The organism is Synergistes jonesii (assembly GCF_000712295.1).
In the GTDB taxonomy this organism is placed as follows: Bacteria; Synergistota; Synergistia; order Synergistales; family Synergistaceae; genus Synergistes; species Synergistes jonesii.
Map to the genome: position 1 here is coordinate 57,778 of NZ_JMKI01000006.1, position 18,803 is coordinate 76,580.

At 57.7% G+C, this 18,803-nt stretch carries 19 protein-coding genes; all 19 read left to right on the plus strand.

The window, feature by feature from the left end; genetic code table 11:
* Nucleotides 1-54: 54 nt before the first annotated feature.
* Nucleotides 55-3,726, plus strand: a complete 3,672-nt coding sequence (rpoB, locus tag EH55_RS02310) for a DNA-directed RNA polymerase subunit beta (RefSeq protein WP_037974436.1) — start codon at nucleotides 55-57, stop codon at nucleotides 3,724-3,726.
* A 39-nt stretch (nucleotides 3,727-3,765) separates the two neighbouring features.
* Complete coding sequence (rpoC, locus tag EH55_RS02315; protein WP_456243240.1) at nucleotides 3,766-8,796, plus strand: DNA-directed RNA polymerase subunit beta'; 5,031 nt, start codon at nucleotides 3,766-3,768, stop codon at nucleotides 8,794-8,796.
* 104 nt (nucleotides 8,797-8,900) lie between these two features.
* Nucleotides 8,901-9,149, plus strand: coding sequence for a ribosomal L7Ae/L30e/S12e/Gadd45 family protein (locus tag EH55_RS02320; protein ID WP_037974437.1), 249 nt, complete (start codon nucleotides 8,901-8,903; stop codon nucleotides 9,147-9,149).
* A gap of 31 nt (nucleotides 9,150-9,180) precedes the next feature.
* Nucleotides 9,181-9,552 (plus strand): 30S ribosomal protein S12, encoded by a 372-nt coding sequence (gene rpsL / locus EH55_RS02325; protein WP_037974438.1) that lies wholly within the window; start codon nucleotides 9,181-9,183, stop codon nucleotides 9,550-9,552.
* Nucleotides 9,553-9,572: 20 nt separating this feature from the next.
* A complete protein-coding gene (gene rpsG / locus EH55_RS02330; protein ID WP_037974439.1) occupies nucleotides 9,573-10,043 on the plus strand; it encodes a 30S ribosomal protein S7 in 471 nt (156 codons plus the stop codon).
* A 42-nt stretch (nucleotides 10,044-10,085) separates the two neighbouring features.
* Entirely contained in the window at nucleotides 10,086-12,152 is a 2,067-nt protein-coding gene (gene fusA, locus EH55_RS02335) for an elongation factor G (RefSeq protein ID WP_141730481.1), read from the plus strand.
* A gap of 32 nt (nucleotides 12,153-12,184) precedes the next feature.
* Nucleotides 12,185-13,375 carry an elongation factor Tu gene (gene tuf, locus EH55_RS02340; RefSeq protein WP_037974441.1) on the plus strand — a complete coding sequence of 397 codons (1,191 nt, stop codon included), beginning with the start codon at nucleotides 12,185-12,187 and terminating at the stop codon, nucleotides 13,373-13,375.
* Between the two features lie 18 nt (nucleotides 13,376-13,393).
* Nucleotides 13,394-13,699 (plus strand): 30S ribosomal protein S10, encoded by a 306-nt coding sequence (rpsJ, locus tag EH55_RS02345; protein WP_037974442.1) that lies wholly within the window; start codon nucleotides 13,394-13,396, stop codon nucleotides 13,697-13,699.
* A gap of 31 nt (nucleotides 13,700-13,730) precedes the next feature.
* Nucleotides 13,731-14,357, plus strand: coding sequence for a 50S ribosomal protein L3 (gene rplC / locus EH55_RS02350; protein WP_037974443.1), 627 nt, complete (start codon nucleotides 13,731-13,733; stop codon nucleotides 14,355-14,357).
* 18 nt (nucleotides 14,358-14,375) lie between these two features.
* Entirely contained in the window at nucleotides 14,376-14,999 is a 624-nt protein-coding gene (rplD, locus tag EH55_RS02355) for a 50S ribosomal protein L4 (RefSeq protein ID WP_037974444.1), read from the plus strand.
* A complete protein-coding gene (rplW, locus tag EH55_RS02360; protein WP_037974445.1) occupies nucleotides 14,999-15,295 on the plus strand; it encodes a 50S ribosomal protein L23 in 297 nt (98 codons plus the stop codon). Before rplD ends, rplW begins: the two co-directional genes overlap by 1 nt.
* Nucleotides 15,296-15,314: 19 nt before the next feature.
* A complete protein-coding gene (rplB, locus tag EH55_RS02365) occupies nucleotides 15,315-16,139 on the plus strand; it encodes a 50S ribosomal protein L2 (RefSeq protein ID WP_037974446.1) in 825 nt (274 codons plus the stop codon).
* 26 nt (nucleotides 16,140-16,165) lie between these two features.
* Entirely contained in the window at nucleotides 16,166-16,459 is a 294-nt protein-coding gene (rpsS, locus tag EH55_RS02370; protein ID WP_037974447.1) for a 30S ribosomal protein S19, read from the plus strand.
* Nucleotides 16,460-16,471: 12 nt separating this feature from the next.
* Nucleotides 16,472-16,804 (plus strand): 50S ribosomal protein L22, encoded by a 333-nt coding sequence (gene rplV, locus EH55_RS02375; RefSeq protein WP_037974448.1) that lies wholly within the window; start codon nucleotides 16,472-16,474, stop codon nucleotides 16,802-16,804.
* Between the two features lie 14 nt (nucleotides 16,805-16,818).
* Complete coding sequence (gene rpsC / locus EH55_RS02380; protein WP_037974449.1) at nucleotides 16,819-17,490, plus strand: 30S ribosomal protein S3; 672 nt, start codon at nucleotides 16,819-16,821, stop codon at nucleotides 17,488-17,490.
* Nucleotides 17,491-17,496: 6 nt separating this feature from the next.
* Entirely contained in the window at nucleotides 17,497-17,916 is a 420-nt protein-coding gene (gene rplP, locus EH55_RS02385; RefSeq protein WP_037974450.1) for a 50S ribosomal protein L16, read from the plus strand.
* Nucleotides 17,917-17,918: 2 nt separating this feature from the next.
* Nucleotides 17,919-18,134 (plus strand): 50S ribosomal protein L29, encoded by a 216-nt coding sequence (gene rpmC / locus EH55_RS02390; protein WP_037974451.1) that lies wholly within the window; start codon nucleotides 17,919-17,921, stop codon nucleotides 18,132-18,134.
* A gap of 6 nt (nucleotides 18,135-18,140) precedes the next feature.
* Nucleotides 18,141-18,431, plus strand: a complete 291-nt coding sequence (gene rpsQ, locus EH55_RS02395; RefSeq protein WP_037974452.1) for a 30S ribosomal protein S17 — start codon at nucleotides 18,141-18,143, stop codon at nucleotides 18,429-18,431.
* 2 nt (nucleotides 18,432-18,433) lie between these two features.
* On the plus strand, nucleotides 18,434-18,802 hold the full coding sequence (rplN, locus tag EH55_RS02400) for a 50S ribosomal protein L14 (protein ID WP_037974453.1): 369 nt from the start codon (nucleotides 18,434-18,436) through the stop codon (nucleotides 18,800-18,802).
* Nucleotide 18,803: the final 1 nt, after the last annotated feature.

An 18,803-nucleotide genomic window follows, 5' to 3' on the forward strand; every position in this document is an offset into this window, starting at 1 on the left:
TCCATTTGTACGACTGTACAATTTTATTAATTCTCAACTGGGGAGGTTGCTCCCGTGCACGTAAAAGAGACTTCGGGCAAGGCATTTGAGCGGCGCAGGGTTTTTGGCAGAGAGAAAAATCTTATCGCGCTGCCGGACCTGGTAGAGGTGCAGCGCAACTCTTACCAGTGGTTTTTTCAGGCTGACAGAGAACCCGCCAGCCGCGAATCACAGGGGTTGCAGGAGCTTTTCGACGAAGTTTTCCCTATCGAGAGCTTCGACGGCAAGTTCGTCCTCGAATTTGTAAAATATTACGTCGATTCCGTTCAGGTCAGCCTGGATGAGGCACGCAGCAGGGACCTTACATGGTCGAGACCGCTTCGTGCGACGATCCGCCTGATCAATAAAACGACCGGCGAAATTAAGGAAGAAGAAATCTATCTCGGCGATTTCCCCGCAATGACGGAGAGGGGGACCTTTATAATCAACGGGACGGAGCGCGTCGTCGTGAACCAGCTGGCGCGCTCGGCAGGCGTCTACTACAGCGCCGACCTTGGCATCCCCGGCCAGGAGAGCTTCCTCGCGAAGCTCATACCGGACCGCGGCGCGTGGATAGAATTCGACCTGGCTCCTGGGAACGTCGTATCCGTAAAGATAGACAACCGCAAAAAGATTCCCGTGACGATGATGCTCCGGGCGTTCGGAGTGCGCTCTACCGACGAGATCATCTCCCTCTTCGACGGCAGGGAAGAGGAGATGGATCTGATCGACGACGACGTGACCGGTATGCTGATAGCCGAGGACGTCGCAGCTAACGACGGCTCGAACGCTATACGCATACGCAGGAATACGCGCCTCACTAAGGAGCATATGGAAGAGCTCTGGAATCAGGGGCGCACAAAGGTCCGCATGTGGAACATAGACCCGGCGATAGCTGCGACGGTAGAAGGCGACAAGACCGATTCCGCCGAGACGGCGCGCCTTGAGATATTCCGCAAGCTGAAGCCGAACGAACCGGCGCGTATGGAGAACGCGAACGAATATTTCGAAAGCATTTTCCTCGACCCGCGCAGATACAACCTTGGGCGCGTCGGCCGCTATAAGATCAACCGCCGCCTGCAGCTCGACATAGCGCAGTCCGAGCGCCTGCTCACGGTAACGGACATAGTCGCGATAATAAAGGGGCTTATCCGCCTTCGCGACGGCAACGAGCATATAGACGACATAGACCACCTCGGCAACCGCCGTGTCCGCGCGGTAGGCGAGTTGCTGCAAAATCAGGTGCGCATCGGGCTGCTGCGCATGGAGCGCATCGCGCGCGAGCGCATGACGACGACGCAGGATCTTTCGACCGCTATGGCGAAGGACCTTATCAACGTGCGCCCGATATCTGCGGCTCTGCGCGAGTTCTTCGGCTCGGGGCAGCTTTCGCAGTTCATGGACCAGACGAACCCGCTCGCCGAGCTCACGCACAGGCGCCGCCTCTCCGCGCTCGGCCCGGGCGGCCTATCCCGCGAGCGCGCGGGGTTTGAAGCGCGCGACGTGCACCATACGCACTACGGCCGCGTCTGTCCGATCGAAACGCCCGAAGGCCCCAACATAGGGCTCGTAACGTCGCTCGCATCCTTCGCGCGCATCAACGAGTACGGATTCCTCGTCTGCCCGCGCAGAAAGGTCGTGAACGGCAAGGCGACGGACGAGATAGTCTACCTATCCGCCGACGAAGAGGACGAATACTACGTCGGGCGCGCCGATCTGCCGATGGACGGTGAGGGCAACGTGCTTCCGTCCGCGACGGGCGGCATCTATGTCCGCCACCAGGACAACACGATAGAGATCGATCCGAAGGATCTGGATTACCTCGACATATCGCCGAAGCAGATCGTTTCGATCTCGACGGCGCTCATCCCCTTCCTCGAACACGACGACGCGAACCGCGCGCTCATGGGCTCCAACATGCAGCGTCAGGCCGTCCCGCTCGTCTTCCCAGACTCGCCGATCGTGGGCACGGGCATAGAGCACCGCATCGCGAAGGACTCGGGCTCCTGCGTCGTTTCGCGCAGCGGTGGCACCGTGGCCTACGTCGATGCGGACAGCATCGTCATCGACGCCGAGGACGGCGCGCGCGACGAATACCGTATGCCGAAGTTCAGGCGTTCCAACCAGGGGACCGTCATACACCAGCGCCCGATCGTACGCACCGGGCAGCACGTCGACGCGGGCGAGATCATAGGCGACGGACAGGCGTGCAATGAAGGCGAGCTCGCGCTCGGGCGCAACGTCCTCGTGGCGTTCGTCTCGTGGGAGGGCTACAACTTCGAAGACGCTATACTGCTTTCGCAGAGGCTCGTAAAAGAAGATTTCTACACGTCGATACATATAGAAGAATATGAGGTCGAGTCGCGCGACACGAAGCTCGGCCCCGAGGAAATTTCCCGCGATATACCGAACGTCGGCGAAGACGCGCTGAAGCAGCTCGACGACGACGGGATCGTCCGCGTCGGCGCAGAGGTCAAGGCCGGCGACATCTTGGTCGGAAAGGTCACGCCTAAGGGCGAGTCCGATCAGTCTCCGGAAGAAAGGCTGCTGCGCGCGATATTTGGCGAGAAGGCGCGCGAGGTGCGCGACACTTCGCTGCGCGTGCCGCACGGCGAAGGCGGGACGGTGGTCGAGATAAAGCGTCTCAGCCGCAAGACCAACAGTGAGGACTTAAGCCCCGGCGTGAACGAAGTGGTAAAGGTATACGTCGCCCAGTTCCGCAAGATCACCGAAGGCGACAAAATGGCGGGACGCCACGGAAACAAGGGCGTCGTCTCCCGCATAATGGCGGAGGAGGATATGCCCTTCCTTTCGGACGGAACGCCGGTCGACGTCGTCCTCAACCCGCTGGGCGTCCCCAGCCGGATGAATCTCGGGCAGGTCCTTGAGACGGTGCTCGGCTTCGTCGCTATGCAGAGAGGATACAAGGTCGTAACGCCTGTATTCGATTCAGCGACCGCCGAGGATATAACGCCGGACATCAAATGGATTCAGGAGACCAAATATCCCGAGATGCGCGACGACTGCAAGATCACCGTTTACGACGGCCGCACGGGCGAGCCTATGGCGAACAAGGTCATGGTGGGCGTCATGTACATGCTCAAGCTGATACACCTTGTCGACGACAAGATTCACGCGCGTTCGATAGGGCCGTACAGCCTCATCACGCAGCAGCCTCTTGGAGGAAAGACGCAGTTCGGCGGCCAGCGCTTCGGAGAGATGGAAGTCTGGGCCCTCGAAGGCTACGGCGCGGCCCATATGCTCCAGGAGATGCTGACCGTTAAGTCGGACGACATCAGGGGACGCTTGAAGACCTACGAGCGCATAGTGAAGGGCGAAAACCTCGCGAAGCCCGGCGTACCGGAATCATTCCGTGTCCTCATCAAGGAGCTGCAGGGACTGGCGCTCGACGTGGAGATCAAGTACGCCGACGGCACCTTCGGCGAGCTCGTCCTGAACGACGACGACGACGAGAAGGGGCAGCGCCACCTCTCCTTCAAGCCGGATTCGACGGTCGACGACCTTGACGCCGACTTCAGCAACGGCGGCGGACAGAAGCCGGCGGAGGCCGACGACCTCTTCCGCGAGGGCTCGGTCGAATACAGCGGCCTCGAGCTGCACGAGACGGACGAAGAGCGGGATGCCGCTATGCTGAGCGACGATCTCTTTGAGAACGAGCCGAAGAGCGATGATCAGGGGGATGAATAATTGATGGCGAATACTGCACATGAAATTGCCGGCGTAAGGATGAAGCTCTCTTCTCCGGAAAGGGTCAGAGAGCTTTCAAGCGGAGAAGTCAAAAAGCCGGAGACTATAAATTACAGGTCGCTCCGCCCGGAGAAGGACGGTCTTTTCTGCGAACGCATATTCGGGCCGATCAGGAGCTACGAGTGCGCCTGCGGCAAATATAAGCGCAGCGGTCCGAAGTTCCGCGGCGTGGTGTGCGAGCGCTGCGGAGTCGAGGTCACCGACAACCGCGTCCGCCGCGAGAGGATGGGGCATATAGAGCTCGCTGCGCCGGTCGTGCATATATGGTATCTGCGCGGCATCCCGAGCCGTCTCAGCCTGCTGCTCGGCGCGTCGACGAAGGACCTTGAAAAGGTCGTCTACTTCGCGCCCACCCGCCGCCGCGAAAGGGTGTATAAGGCCGTGAACGACGGCCGCAGGTTCGACATGGTGCGCAAAGGCGTGCTGCTGACGTCCTCGGAGGAGCGCATCCACCGCTTCTACGACCCGGACAAGTTCAAGGCCGAAGAGGCTTTCCGCATCGTCAAGGCCGACGAGGTGCCGGTGCAGGAGGGAGATATCATAACCTCCCAGCAGTTCTCGCGCCTAAAGAACGACTACGGTGACGGCTTATTCGAAGCCGAGCCGGCTTACCGCATTACAGAGGAGGGGGCGTCCGAAGCCGACGAGGCTAAGATAGTCTCGGAGAGCGAAAAGAACGCGAAGCTGAAACAGAATCCCGACGCCGAATGCAGGCGCGCCGTTATAAACAACCAGGAAGCCTACATTATAACGAGCGTGAAGCCGCTCCCTTTTAAAAAGAACGACGTCATCTCGAAGGGCGAGGAAGAGCTCTGGTCGCAGAAGTTCCCGAAGCGCATGCAGACCGTCGAAGAAGTAGATATGATAGAGGATCCTTGCTATATAGTAATAGACGGCGGAGCCTCTCCCTTCGCGCGGGGCGACATCGTGCTCGAGCGCGAGGCTCAGATATGCGCGGCGTACGATAAGGAATTCCACGCAGGAATCGGAGCGGAAGGCGTCTATGCGCTGCTTTGCCAGATAAACATCGACACGCTCGTCGAATCGCTGCGCGAGGAGATAGCTGAGAGCTCAGGACAGAAAAAGCGCAAATTAGTCAAGCGCCTCCAGGTCGCGGAGGATTTCCGCAAGAGCGATTCGCGCCCCGAATGGATGGTGCTTTCGGTCCTGCCTGTCATCCCGCCCGACCTTCGCCCGATGGTGCAGCTTGACGGCGGACGCTTCGCCACATCCGACCTCAACGACCTTTACCGCCGCGTGATAAACCGCAACAACCGCCTGCGCAAGTTGCAGGAGTTGAAGGCGCCGGAAATTATCATCCGCAACGAGAAGAGGATGCTGCAGGAATCCGTAGACGCCCTAATAGACAACGGACGCCGCGGCAAGGCCGTGCTCGGAGCCGGCAATAGGCCGCTGAAGAGCCTCACCGACCTCCTGCGCGGTAAAAAAGGACGCTTCCGCCAGAATCTGCTCGGCAAGCGCGTCGACTACTCGGGGCGTTCCGTCATCGTCATCGGGCCGCACCTCAAGATATACCAGTGCGGCGTCCCGAAGCAGATGGCGCTTGAGCTCTTCAAGCCCTTCGTCATGCACAAGCTCGTCGAGAGCGGACTTGCGCCGAACGTGAAGAGCGCGCGCCGCTTCATAGAGCGCGGGCGCGACGAAGTATGGGGGATACTCGAGGAGATAATAAAGGACCATCCCGTCATGCTGAACCGCGCGCCTACTCTGCACCGCTTGGGCATTCAGGCCTTTGAGCCGGTGCTCATAGAAGGCAAGGCGATACGCCTGCATCCGCTCGTTTGCACCGCCTTCAACGCCGACTTCGATGGAGACCAGATGGCCATACACGTACCGCTGTCGCTCGAAGCGCAGACGGAAGCGCGCGTTCTGATGCTTTCATCGAACAACCTGCTCTCCCCCGCGAGCGGAAAGCCCGTAGTCACCCCCACTCAAGATATCATACTCGGCGTCTACTACCTGACGAACGTGATGGAGGGCTGCAAGGGCGAGGGGCTGCGCTTCCGCGATATGGACGATGTCCTTTCGGCGCTCGACCACGAGCTCGTCCACGTCAACTCCAAGATATACCTTAAGAAAGATCCGGCGTGGAAATGCGACGCGATCGACGGCAAGTGGATCGAGACCTGCCCGGGGCGCGTGCTCTTCAACTGCGCGCTGCATCCGAGCTTCCGCTATAAAAACGAGCTTATAAATAAGAAGGAAATGGGCAAGCTGCTCGACGACGCCTACGACAGGGTCGGACAGACGGGCATGGTCGATATGCTCGACGCGATAAAGGCCCTCGGCTACCGCTGGTCTACGATCAGCGGGATCAGCCTCGGCGTCGGCGATATAGTAGTCCCGCCGGAGAAGAAGGAGATACTCGGCATCACGCTCGTTCAGGAAGAAGACCTGACGGGCCAATACGAGATGGGCATCCTGACGGAAGATGAATATATGCGCCAGAAGGACATCCTCTGGTCGGACGCCGGACGCCGCATCGCCGACAAGATCATGGACGGCCTCGCGGTGGACAACGCGCTGCGCATAATGGTCGACTCCGGAGCCCGCGGCTCCCGCGGACAGGTCGCCCAGATGGCGGGTATACGCGGGCTGATGGCAGATCCCTCGGGGCGCATCATCCGTTATCCTATCATCGCCAATTTCAAGGAAGGCCTCAATACGCTGGAGTACTTCATTTCAACGCACGGAGCAAGAAAAGGGCTCGCCGACACGGCCCTCCGTACCGCGAAATCCGGCTATCTGACGCGCCGCCTCGTAGACGTCGCCCAGGACCTGATCGTCATGGAAGAGGACTGCGGCACGCACGCAGGCATCGAGATCCGCCCGCTACTCCAGCAGGATGGCCGGGCCACGATCTCTATGTCCGAGCGCCTCACGGGCAGGGTAAGCCTCGAGGACGTGAAGGACCCGCGCAGCGGCGGCGTTCTGCTTGAGAGGAACGAAGAGATAGACGCGGACAAGGCGTCGTACATCGAATCGCTGTACGACGCAGGAGAGATAAAATCCGTCAAGGTCCGCAGCCCGCTGACCTGCGGCTTGCGTCACGGCATCTGTCGTGCGTGCTATGGCCGCGACCTTGCGACGCGCAAGAGGATAGCGATCGGCGAGTCGGTCGGGGTAGTCGCGGCTCAGTCGATAGGCGAGCCCGGCACCCAGCTTACGATGCGTACCTTCCACACCGGAGGCGTACGTCAGTTCACCGGCGAAGATATCACGCAGGGTCTTCCGCGCATCGAGCAGCTCTTTGAAGTGCGCCGCCCGAAGAAAGTCGCGATACTCGCCGAGGAAACCGGCACGATCGTCGAGCTGCGCGAGATGGACGGCAAGCGCAAGATAATCATCGCGAAAGAGGGCGAAGACGGTGCCGAAGAGCGTATATCCTACAATATACCGGCGTCGCAGAACCTTCTTTCGGGAATCGAAGAGGGCGTTCAGATAAAGAAGGGGCAGATACTGACGGAAGGCTACATCGATCCGCAGCAGCTGATCGAGGTGGAGGGACTCGAGGCGGTGCAGCATTACCTCCTCGACGGGATACAGGAGGTTTACCGCTCGCAGGGCGTTTCGATAAACGACAAGCACATCGAGACGATTCTGCGCAAGGTCGCTCCGGTCAACCGAGTGCGCGTCGTCAAAGAGGGCGACAGCCCGTTCGTATCCGGCGAGCTCGTCTGGAAGGAAGACCTCGAGAAGAACGTGCAAGAAATTCGCGGCGAAAACGCAGCCTCCCTCGGAGTGTCGCTAGCGTTTCTCGGCGACTACGAAGTCACCGACGTGGCCGGCGAGGGCATTGCGCCCGGCGCGGCAGGGGGCGAAAGGGAGATACCCTATTCGAACGACGAGGTCGCATCCTTCCTTCAGGCCGGGAGTATGGCCACGGAGCTCACCGCGAAGAACAAATCGGGCTCTGTGCGTGTGTTTATCGGCGACGCGAACTTCAAGCGTTCGATAGAGGGCTTCGAACTCGTCGAAGATTTCACGCCGGCGAAGAGAGGCGACTCAGAAGGAAAAGCGGATGCCGCACCGCTCGTTAAGGCGGGCACGAGGCTTACTTCAGCGGAGCTTTCGGCGATAGCTTCCTGCGCGCCGCAGCCGATATGCGTCTTCGATATGAACACTCTCATCAGCTGCAAGAACAGAGCGTGGTTTGCAAACGCGGTCGAAGCGGACGGAAGCGTAATAATCGACGCGGACGCGCCGCTCGACGACAAGGCCGTCTCGCTTCTTAAGGGGCACGGCGTAGCGCAGATAAAGCTCTGGAAGAATCCCGACGTCCTCGACGTTACAGAGGGCGTGCGCCAGGTGCTGCTGCAGCACTTCTTCGGCAAGACGATCAAGCAGGCCGTCAACGCCGATGGAGAAGTCATGGAAAGCATTCCAAAATTCATCGACGCGTCCGTGATGAACGGCATAGTCGACGAAAGCATTTCGGGAGTGGAATGTGACGGAGACAAGATCATAACGAAGGAAAGCCTCATCAGGCTCCTGCTGCAGGAAAAGGCTCTCGGTAAGATTCTTCTCTCGCCGGTCGCTGATGCGAAAGGAGAGGCCGCCGTCACGGCTCCGCGGGAAATCACTAACGACGTTATAGAAAAGATTGCGGCCGCGTCGCCCGAGAGCGTTACGATGCGTTCCAAGTCGGCGGCTTCTGAATATAGAAAGCTCTTGCAGCGGGTCACGTTCGTTCGGCGCCTGCTTGAGGAGCCGCAGTGGCGCCCCGTCGTCCACGGCGTAACTAAAGCCGCGCTCGCTACGGACAGCTTCCTGTCGGCGGCATCGTTCCAGCAGACCGCCCAGGTGCTTGCGGCGGCCGCGGTGCGCGGAGACGTCGACACGTTGGCCGGGCTTAAGGAGAACGTCATAATCGGGCTTCTCATCCCTGCCGGCACGGGCATCGAACGCCACCGCAAGGTCGAGATAACGGAAGAAAACGAAAACGCCGTCGGCGAAGAAGAAATTCCGGAGCCCTCGTTCGACAAATAAAAATTCAGCCGAAAAAAACTACAGCGGAGGGCGCGCTGTTTATTGACAGCGTCGCCCTCCGCTGTTATTATATTTCGGTGCGACTATGCACGGGAGGTGTTCGTGTGCCTTTAAACGAGTTGGCGCAAAGTACGCGCTGCGCGGGAGCGAACAGCGTGCTGAGGAAGATCGCAAGAGGCGAAGCGGTAAAAATTTTTCTCGCGGCGGATACAGACGCCAAACTGAAAGATAAAATAAACCTCGCGGCGAGAGAGAGTAATATCCCCGTGGAAATCGCGGAGGATTCACAACAACTGGGAAGAGCGTGCGCCGTGCCGAGGAAAACGGCCGTCGCTGCGATTCTTAAATGGTAACCAAACTTTTAACAGGGAAGGAGGAAGTTATTTGCCAACAATTAGCCAGCTTATCCGTAACGGCAGGGAGGAAAAAAGGCATCGTTCGAGCGCCCCTGCTCTTCAGGAAAACCCGCAGCGTCGCGGCGTATGCACCCGCGTTTACACTGTGACCCCGAAGAAGCCGAACTCTGCTCTCCGCAAGGTCGCCCGTGTGCGCCTTACAAACGGAATCGAAGTCACAGCTTATATACCGGGAGTCGGACACAACCTTCAGGAACACTCTGTGGTTCTCGTCCGTGGGGGTCGTGTCAAGGACCTTCCCGGCGTTCGCTACCACATTATTCGTGGTACGCTCGACTGCGGCGGAGTTGAGAACCGCCGCCAGAGCCGTTCGCTCTACGGCGCGCGCAGACCGAAATAACTTAATGGGAGGTAGTTTTTATGCCGCGTAAAGGTCATGTGAAAAAACGTGTTACACCGCCCGATTCGGTCTACGCGAACGCCTCAGTTACAAAGTTCATCAACTGCCTTATGCTCGACGGAAAGAAGAGCACGGCTGAGAAGATTTTGTACGGGGCGCTGAATCTGGCAGGAAGCAGGCTCAACATTGAGCCCGCGGAAGTATTTGAAAAAGCGATGGCAAATGTCAGGCCGCTTGTGGAAGTCCGCCCCCGCCGCGTAGGCGGCGCGACCTATCAAGTGCCCGTCGAGGTTAAGCCCGACAGGGCGCAGGCTTTGGCGATTCGCTGGATCATCAGCTATTCGCGTGCCCGCAAAGGCATCCCGATGGTCGAGCGTCTCGCGAGAGAGTTCGGCGACGCCTGCAAGGGCGAAGGCGGTTCTGTCAAGAAGCGCGAAGATACGCACCGCATGGCGGAAGCGAACCGCGCGTTTGCGCATTACCGCTGGTAGCGGAAAGTTTTTTAATTTTGATTTAGTTTGGTGGTGTTGGCGATGCAGGGCATCGACTTGAGTACAGTGCGCAATATAGGAATAGCTGCGCATATAGATGCAGGCAAAACGACGACGACGGAGCGCATCCTCTTCTATACTGGCCGTAAGCACAAGCTGGGGGAGACCCATGAAGGCGCGGCTACTATGGACTGGATGGAGCAGGAGCGCGAACGCGGCATTACCATCACGTCGGCGGCTACGACCTGTTTCTGGGGCGATTGCCTTATAAACATAATTGATACACCCGGACACGTGGACTTCACAGTCGAGGTGGAACGTTCCATGCGCGTGCTTGACGGCGCGGTATCGGTCTTCTGTGCAGTCGGCGGCGTTGAGCCTCAGTCCGAGACGGTCTGGCGTCAGGCCGACAAATACGGTGTACCGAGGATAGCTTTCGTCAACAAAATGGACAGGGTCGGCGCGGATTTTTCCGCCGTCGTAGCGCAGATGAGAAAGCGCCTCGGCGCGAAGGCCGTGCCCATTCAGATACCGATCGGAGTCGAAGACGGATTCAGCGGAATGGTGGATCTCGTCAACCGTAAGGCGATAATTTACGACGACACGCTCGGCACCGAGTTCCATACGGCCGACATACCGCCTCAGCTCGAAGAAGAAGCGGAAATAGCGCGCCTGGAAATGCTAGAGATGCTTGCCGATTACGACGACGAAATGATGGAGCTTTACCTCGAAGGCTCCGAGATTCCCGTCGAGATGATTAAAAGGGTCATCAGAAAGGCGACCATAGGGCTTGACATCGTTCCGGTCCTCTGCGGTTCGGCGTTCAAAAACAAGGGAGTGCAGCCTCTGCTTGACGCCGTCGTGGCTTATCTGCCAAGTCCTCTCGACATGCCTCATATCGTAGCAGTCGACCCGGACGACACCTCTAATGAGATAGAGGTCAAGGCCGCGGCGAACGAGCCTTTCGCTGCTTTGGCTTTCAAGATAATGGTCGACCCGTTCGTCGGCAGGCTTGCTTTTTGCCGCATTTACTCCGGCCATATCGAAAGCGGCATGTCCGTCTATAACCCGAATACGCGCCGCAGCGAGCGCGTCGGGCGCATACTCCGTATGCACGCCAACAAGCGCGAGGAAATGGACGGCGCCCAGGCGGGACTTATAGTAGCTATCCCGGGGCTTAAGCAGGTACGCACGGGCGACACGCTCTGCGACGAGAAGCGTCCCGTGCTTCTTGAAAACCTCACCTTCCCGGAGCCGGTCATATCGCTATCGGTGGAGCCTATGAGCAAAGCCGACCAAATCAAGCTCGCGAAGGGACTCGAAGCGCTCTCCGAAGAAGACCCGACCTTCCGCGTTTCCGTCAACGAAGACACGGGGCAGACGCTTATCAGCGGTATGGGAGAGCTTCACCTGGAAATCATCGTCGACCGTCTGCGCCGCGAATTCAGCGTAGAGGTCAAGGTCGGGCGTCCGCAGGTGGCCTACCGCGAGGCGATACGCAAGCCAGCGCGCGCTCAGGGCAAATTTGTCAGGCAGACCGGCGGCAAGGGGCAGTACGGCGACGTAGTGCTGGAGATAGAGCCTCTTGCGGGTGGCAGCGGCTTTGAGTGGGAAGACAGAATCGTCGGCGGAGCTGTCCCGAAGGAATACATCCCGGCCGCCCAGAAGGGCGTCGAGGATGCTCTCAACAACGGCGTGCTCGGCGGTTATCCTGTGATCGGCATAAAGGTCGCCATAGTCGACGGAAGCTATCATGAGGTCGACAGCTCCGAAATGGCGTTCCGCATAGCCGGTTCGATGGCCGTAAAAGAGGCCCTTAAAAAGGCTGACCCGGTCCTTATGGAGCCTGTAATGAGCGTTGAGGTCGTAGTTCCCGAAGAGTACATGGGCGACGTGATAGGAGACCTTTCATCGCGTCGCGGTAGGGTGGCCGAGATGGGTATGCGCGCGAACGCAAGAATCGTCAAGGCATTCGTGCCGCTTGCGTCTATGTTCGGGTACGCGACGGATCTCAGAAGCAAAACGTCGGGGCGTGCTTCATACACAATGAGCTTCGACCACTACGAGGAAGTTCCCCGCAGCGTGGCCGAAGAACTGCTTAAGGGTTAATAAAGTATTTACCTCAGGGAGGTTGGAGAAAAATGGCAAAAGAGAAATACGTACGCAGCAAGCCGCATCTAAACATAGGTACGATAGGTCACATAGACCACGGCAAGACGACGTTGACGGCGGCCATCACGAAGACGCTGGCCCGTCATGGAGGGGCGGACTTCACGCCGTTCGAAATGATAGACAAGGCGCCCGAAGAGAGAGAGCGCGGCATAACGATCAACATCTCCCACGTCGAATACGAGACGGATACGCGCCACTATGCGCACATCGACTGCCCTGGTCACGCGGACTACATCAAAAACATGATAACGGGAGCGGCTCAGATGGACGGAGCGATCCTCCTGGTAGCGGCGACGGACGGTCCGATGGCGCAGACGCGCGAGCACGTACTTTTGGCGCGTCAGGTCAACGTTCCGGCGCTGGTAGTATTCATGAACAAATGCGACATGGTAGACGACCCGGAACTTCTCGACCTTGTTGAGATGGAAATAAGGGACCTATTGAACAAATACGAATTCCCTGGAGACGACATCCCGATAATCCGCGGCAGCGCGCTGAAGGCGCTGGAGTCGGAAGAAGACAACGAGTGGACGGAAAAGATAATGGAACTGATGAAGGCGTGCGACGACTACATACCGGCGCCGGAGCGGGAAGTCAACTTCCCCTTCCTGATGCCGATAGAAGACGTTTTCACGATCACAGGTCGCGGCACAGTGGTGACGGGCAGAGTAGAAAAAGGAATAATCAAGCCCGGAGACGAAGTAGAGATAGTAGGAATAAAAGACACGCGCAAGACAGTTGCGACGAGCCTTGAGATGTTCCGTAAAATCCTCGACGACGCGGAAGCGGGAGACAACGTAGGCATCCTTTTGCGCGGCATAGGCAAAGAAGACGTCGAGCGCGGCCAGGTACTTGCGAAGCCGGGAAGCATCCATCCGCACACGCACTTCAAAGGAGAAGTATACGTGCTCAAGAAAGAAGAGGGCGGACGCCATACGCCGTTCTTCAGCGGCTACAAGCCGCAGTTCTACTTCCGCACGACAGACATCACGGGAGAGATCAAACTTGCTGAAGGCGTAGAGATGGTAATGCCGGGAGACAACAGCACATTCGAAGTGACGCTGATAGCGCCGATAGCGATGCAGGAAGGTCTTCGCTTCGCGGTCCGGGAAGGCGGCCGCACGGTAGGAGCCGGCGTCGTCACTCAGATCATCGAATAACCCCAGGAGGGGAATATTTTGGCAAAGAAGATTCGTATCAAACTTAAGGCGTTCGATCACCGCGTGCTTGACGCGTCAGCGACACAGATCGCCGATACCGCGCAGCGCACCGGTGCCAAGGTATCGGGTCCCGTGCCCCTTCCGACAGAGGTAAACCGTTACTGTGTGCTCACCTCGCCGCACGTCGACAAGGATGCCCGCGACCAGTATGAGATCAGGACGCACAAGCGTCTGATAGATATAATCGACCCGACCCAGAAGACGATGGAGGCCCTTATGGAGCTGAACCTGCCTTCCGGTGTGGATATACAGATTAAGCTGTAAGGTTATAATCTGAAAAAGGAGTGAAACGTTAATGAGTATGGGGATTCTGGGCCGCAAGGTAGGGATGACCCAGGTCTTCGACGAAAACGGCAGAGCGGTTCCTGTGACGGTAATTGAAGCAGGTCCGTGCACGATCGTTGAAATCCGGACACCTGAAAAGAACAGCTACAGCGCAGTTCAGCTCGGTCTCGGAGAAGTGAAGCCCGTCAAGGTCACAAAGCCGATGAAGGGTTACTTCGAAAAGCAGGAAGTTGCGCCCAAGCGCTGGCTGAGGGAGTTCCGCGTGGATGACACGTCGGGCTACCAGGTGGGACAGGAGATCACCGTTTCTCTGTTCCAAAATGGCGAATTGGTTGACGTCATCGGCGTCAGCAAAGGCAAGGGATATGCGGGCGTATTGAAGCGCCACGGCTTCGGCGGCACGCCGGCGAGCCACGGACACTCGGTAACGCACCGCCACCCCGGTTCGATTGGATGCAGCAGCTACCCCGGCCGTGTGATGAAGGGCCGGAAGATGGCGGGTCATATGGGCAGCGAGCGCGTAACGACGAAAAACCTCAAGGTCTTCGGCGTTGACGAGGAGAACAACCTGATATTGATAGCAGGTCCCGTTCCCGGCGCGAAAAACGGCCTTGTCATGATCCGCAAGACAGCGTAGTAGGGGAGGCAGAAGACGATGCCTGTAGTAAAGGAAGTAAATTTCAAAGGCGAGGTTATCGGCGACGTTACCCTTTCCGATGCCGTCTTCGGAGCCCCGGTCCATGTGCCGGCCATGCACCAAGTCGTGGTCGCGCATCTGGCTAACTGCCGTGTCGGCACGCATAACACGAAAGACCGCGGCGACGTACGCGGCGGCGGCAAAAAGCCCTGGAGACAGAAACACACGGGACATGCGCGTTCGGGAAGCTCGCGTTCGCCTGTGTGGGTCGGCGGCGGTGTAGCCCATGGTCCGCATCCGCGCGATTATCATCAGAAGGTGAACAAGAAGGTCCGCCGTCTTGCGATACGCAGCGCGCTCACGCTGAAGGCGCAGGCGGAGAACATGATAGTTGTGGACAAGTTCGACATCGACGCCCCGAAGACGAAGAGCATGATTGCCTTCCTCGCGGCGGTGCAGAAGGGCAAAAAACCCCTTCTCGTCCTGCACGAGACGAATATGGCCGTAGTGAAGTCGGCGGCGAATATTCCCGGCGCTTATGTGCAGCATGTCGACAGCGTCAACGTCTACGACCTTTTGAATCATGACCAGCTGATCGCAACTCCAGAAGCGATTAAAAAGCTCGAGGAGGTATTCGGCTAATGAATGCTATTTCGTACGATATAATAGTCCGCCCCATCATAACGGAGAAAACGAGCCGCCAGATGGAGCTGGGACAGTACACGTTTGAAGTTCTTCCGAAGGCCAACAAGATAGAGATTCGCAAAGCGGTCGAGGAAGTTTTCAAGGTCAAGGTTGTCAGGGTAAATACGATCCAGGTCCGTTCCAAACCGAAGCGGATGGGCGCCTTTTTGGGTCGTTCACGCTCGTGGAAGAAGGCGGTCGTCACTCTCGCAAAGGGAGAAAAGATCGCTTTCTTCGAGGGCGCAAGCGCCTAGGCAGAAAGGGGAAGCATCGATGGGAATTAAGAAATACCGTCCCACTACGCCCAGCCGCCGTCAGATGGCGACGCCCGATTTTTCCGAAATCACAAAGGCGAAGCCTGAACGCAGTCTGGTGGTATCGCTCTCACAGTCAGCGGGACGCAACAACAACGGGCGCATCACGTCGAGACATCGCGGCGGACGCGGAAGAATCAAATACCGCATTATCGACTTCAAGCGCGACAAGGCCGGAGTCGCGGGCAAGGTTGCCGCGATCGAATACGATCCCAACCGCTCCGCGCGCATCGCCCTTATCTCCTACAGGGATGGCGAGAAGAGATACATCATAGCCCCTGTCGGACTCAACGTGGGCGATACGATCGTCTCCGGCGAAGGCTCGGACATCCGCCCCGGCAATGCTCTGAAGCTCAGAGACATCCCCGTTGGAACGATAGTCCATAATATTGAGCTTGAGCCCGGCCGCGGCGCGGTAATGGTCCGTTCCGCCGGTACGTCGGCACAGCTTATGGCCAAAGAGGGCAAGTACGCCTTTGTGCGTATGCCTTCCGGCGAGCTTCGCCTCGTTCTTCTCGAGTGTATGGCGACAGTCGGACAGGTTGGCAACGAGGAGCATGAGAACGTGGTCTCAGGTAAGGCCGGAAGAACACGCTGGCTCGGTATCCGTCCGCATATCCGCGGCATGATACAGAACCCTGTCGACCACCCAATGGGCGGCGGCGAGGGAAAGAGCAAGTCGCACAAGCATCCTGTCTCGCCGTGGGGCACTCCGGCAAAGGGTTACCGTACTCGCAAACGTAAGCCGTCGGATAAGTTCATCGTCCGTCGCCGCAAGAAGTAGCCCAGGTTTGTAGGAGGTAAATAATTATGTCTCGTTCACTGAAGAAAGGCCCCTACGTAGATCAGAAACTTCTGCGCAGGATTGAGGATATGAACGAATCAGGCAAAAAAGCGGTTTTAAGGAGCTGGTCGCGCGCCTGCTCGATCACGCCTGAAATGGTCGGACATACTATCGCGGTGCATAACGGTCGCATCCACGTTCCCGTCTACATCAGCGACAACATGATCGGCCACAAGCTCGGGGAGTTCGCTCCGACGCGCAAGTTCGGCGGCCACGCCGGGCAGGAGCGTTCCACGAAGGTAAAGGCAGCGGCGAAGTAGGAGGCCACGGGTATGGAAGTAAAAGCATCTGCAAAAAACCTGCGGGTTTCCGCAAATAAAGTACGCAGAGTACTTGCGCTCGTGCGCGGCAAGAACGCCTCGGACGCTCTGATGATACTCAAGTATACTCCCAATAAGCCGGCACGCTTCGCAGAAAAAGTGCTCAAGAGCGCCGTTGCAAACGCGGAGCACAATCACGGCCTCGACATGGACAAGCTCGTCGTAAAGGCCGCGATGGCCGACCAAGGATCATATATGAAGCGCTTCCGCCCTGTCGCGCAGGGACGTGCGCATGCGTTCAGACATCACACGTGCCATATAACGATGGTCGTGTGCGAGAAGTAAGGAGGGGTTGAACGGTGGGTCAGAAAGTTCACCCGGTAGGTTATAGACTTGGCGTCATCTACGATTGGGAATCTCGCTGGTACGCCGACGGTAAAAAATACGCCAAGAATCTTCATAAAGACCTTGAGCTCAGAGCCTGGATCAAAAAGCGCTGGGAGCAGGCAGGCGTGAGCCGCGTGGAGATCGAGCGTATCGGAGACGTGATGCGTTTCACGGTTTGGACCGCACGGCCTGGTGTCGTAATTGGCAAGCAGGGTGCTGAAATACAGGCGGTCCGCGAGGAACTTCAGGCTATGACGGGCAACCGGGTCATGATTAACATTCAGGAGATGAAAAATCCTGACGTCGAGGCTCAGGTGGTGGCGGAAGGCGTCGCCTCTTCACTGGAGCGCAGAATCAGCTTCCGTCGCGCTATGAAGCAGTCGATATTCCGCGCGATGAAATCGGGCTCCATGGGAATTAAGATTCAGTGCAGCGGCCGCCTCGGCGGCGCCGAAATCGCCCGCACTGAATGGTATCTTGAGGGCCAGCTCCCGCTTTCAACGCTGAGGGCGGATATAGATTACGGCTTCGCGGAAGCCCACACTATATACGGAGTAATAGGCATCAAGGTGTGGATTTATAAAGGCGAGGTCATGGAGCGCAAGCCTCTTGAGGCCGAGCCGGTGACTAAGGACAGGGGGTAGTCGAGGATGCTTGCTCCTAAGAGAGTTAAATACCGCAAACCCCATCTGACTGCCCTTCGCGGCTACAGCAAAGGCGCTACGGAGATAGATTTCGGCGAATACGGCCTTCAGGCCTGCGAAAACGGCTGGATATCGGCCCGCCAGATTGAAGCCGTCCGCGTCGCGATAAGCCGTAAGATGAAAAAGGGCGGAAAAATTTGGATCAGAATCTTTCCGGATCGTCCCGTTACCGAGAAGCCTCTTGAAACTCGTATGGGTAAAGGAAAAGGCAACGTGGAATATTGGACCGCAGCCGTAAAACGCGGACGGATCATGTTTGAAATTGCCGGAGTACCGCGTGAAGTAGCCGAGCAGGCATTTCGCACAGCTGCGTTCAAACTGCCCATCAAGGTAAAGATGTTGGCCCGAGAGGGAGCAGGTGAATAAAGATGGATCCTAAGGAACTTCGAGAGCTCAGCATATCTGAGCTCAGGGATAAGCACAAGGAATATAAAGAAGAGCTCTTCAACCTCCGTTTTCAGAATGCGATCGGACAGTTGAGCAACTCAGGGAGAATCAGAGAAGTAAAGAAGACCATCGCCCGTATTCTTACCATCATCACAGAAAAAGAAGCGGGCATGGAACGTGCAGAGGCAAGGAGGTAATCGACGATGGAAGAACGCACAGCGCATCGTAAGGTTCGTGCAGGAGTCGTGGTGAGCGACAAGATGGAAAAGACCATCGTCGTGCGTGTTGACCGTATGGCAAAGCACTCGCTTTATGGGAAACCCGTTCTCCGTTCAAAGAAATTTATGGCACACGACGAGAATAACGACTGCCGCATCGGCGACACCGTGAAGATCGGCGAGACCCGTCCCCTTAGCGCCAGAAAGCGCTGGGAGGTCCTTGAGATAATCAAGAGGGCGCCTGTACTGGGTGCGACGGAAGAGGAGGCTGAATAATTATGATTCAGCTGCGTACTGTTCTTAACGTGGCGGACAATTCCGGCGCTAAGAAAATCCTCTGCGTTCAGGTAAAGGGAGGCAGCTTCCGTAAGACCGGAACGATAGGCGACGTCATCGTCGCCGCGGTGCGCGAGGCTTCGCCGAACGGCAACATCAAAAAAGGCGATGTCGTAAAGGCCGTAATCGTCAGGACGAAGAAAGAGATACGCCGCAGGGATGGTTCCTATGTGCGCTTTGACGACAACGCCGCGGTCGTCATAGACGCCAACGGCGACCCCAGAGGAACGCGTATTTTTGGTCCTGTAGCAAGGGAACTGAGAGAAAAGAAATATATGCGTATAGTCTCTCTGGCGCCCGAGGTTGTGTAGG

Excerpts from the sequence above, each read along its gene's own strand:
- rpmC (WP_037974451.1), top strand. The coding sequence starts at position 17,919 with ATGGATCCTAAGGAACTTCGAGAGCTCAGCATATCTGAGCTCAGGGAT.
- fusA (WP_141730481.1), top strand. The coding sequence starts at position 10,086 with ATGCAGGGCATCGACTTGAGTACAGTGCGCAATATAGGAATAGCTGCG.
- rplB (WP_037974446.1), top strand. The coding sequence starts at position 15,315 with ATGGGAATTAAGAAATACCGTCCCACTACGCCCAGCCGCCGTCAGATG.
- rplV (WP_037974448.1), top strand. The coding sequence starts at position 16,472 with ATGGAAGTAAAAGCATCTGCAAAAAACCTGCGGGTTTCCGCAAATAAA.
- rpsG (WP_037974439.1), top strand. The coding sequence starts at position 9,573 with ATGCCGCGTAAAGGTCATGTGAAAAAACGTGTTACACCGCCCGATTCG.
- tuf (WP_037974441.1), top strand. The coding sequence starts at position 12,185 with ATGGCAAAAGAGAAATACGTACGCAGCAAGCCGCATCTAAACATAGGT.
- rplD (WP_037974444.1), top strand. The coding sequence starts at position 14,376 with ATGCCTGTAGTAAAGGAAGTAAATTTCAAAGGCGAGGTTATCGGCGAC.
- rplN (WP_037974453.1), top strand. The coding sequence starts at position 18,434 with ATGATTCAGCTGCGTACTGTTCTTAACGTGGCGGACAATTCCGGCGCT.
- rpoC (WP_456243240.1), top strand. The coding sequence starts at position 3,766 with ATGAAGCTCTCTTCTCCGGAAAGGGTCAGAGAGCTTTCAAGCGGAGAA.
- rpsQ (WP_037974452.1), top strand. The coding sequence starts at position 18,141 with ATGGAAGAACGCACAGCGCATCGTAAGGTTCGTGCAGGAGTCGTGGTG.
- rpsS (WP_037974447.1), top strand. The coding sequence starts at position 16,166 with ATGTCTCGTTCACTGAAGAAAGGCCCCTACGTAGATCAGAAACTTCTG.
- rplW (WP_037974445.1), top strand. The coding sequence starts at position 14,999 with ATGAATGCTATTTCGTACGATATAATAGTCCGCCCCATCATAACGGAG.
- rplP (WP_037974450.1), top strand. The coding sequence starts at position 17,497 with ATGCTTGCTCCTAAGAGAGTTAAATACCGCAAACCCCATCTGACTGCC.
- rplC (WP_037974443.1), top strand. The coding sequence starts at position 13,731 with ATGAGTATGGGGATTCTGGGCCGCAAGGTAGGGATGACCCAGGTCTTC.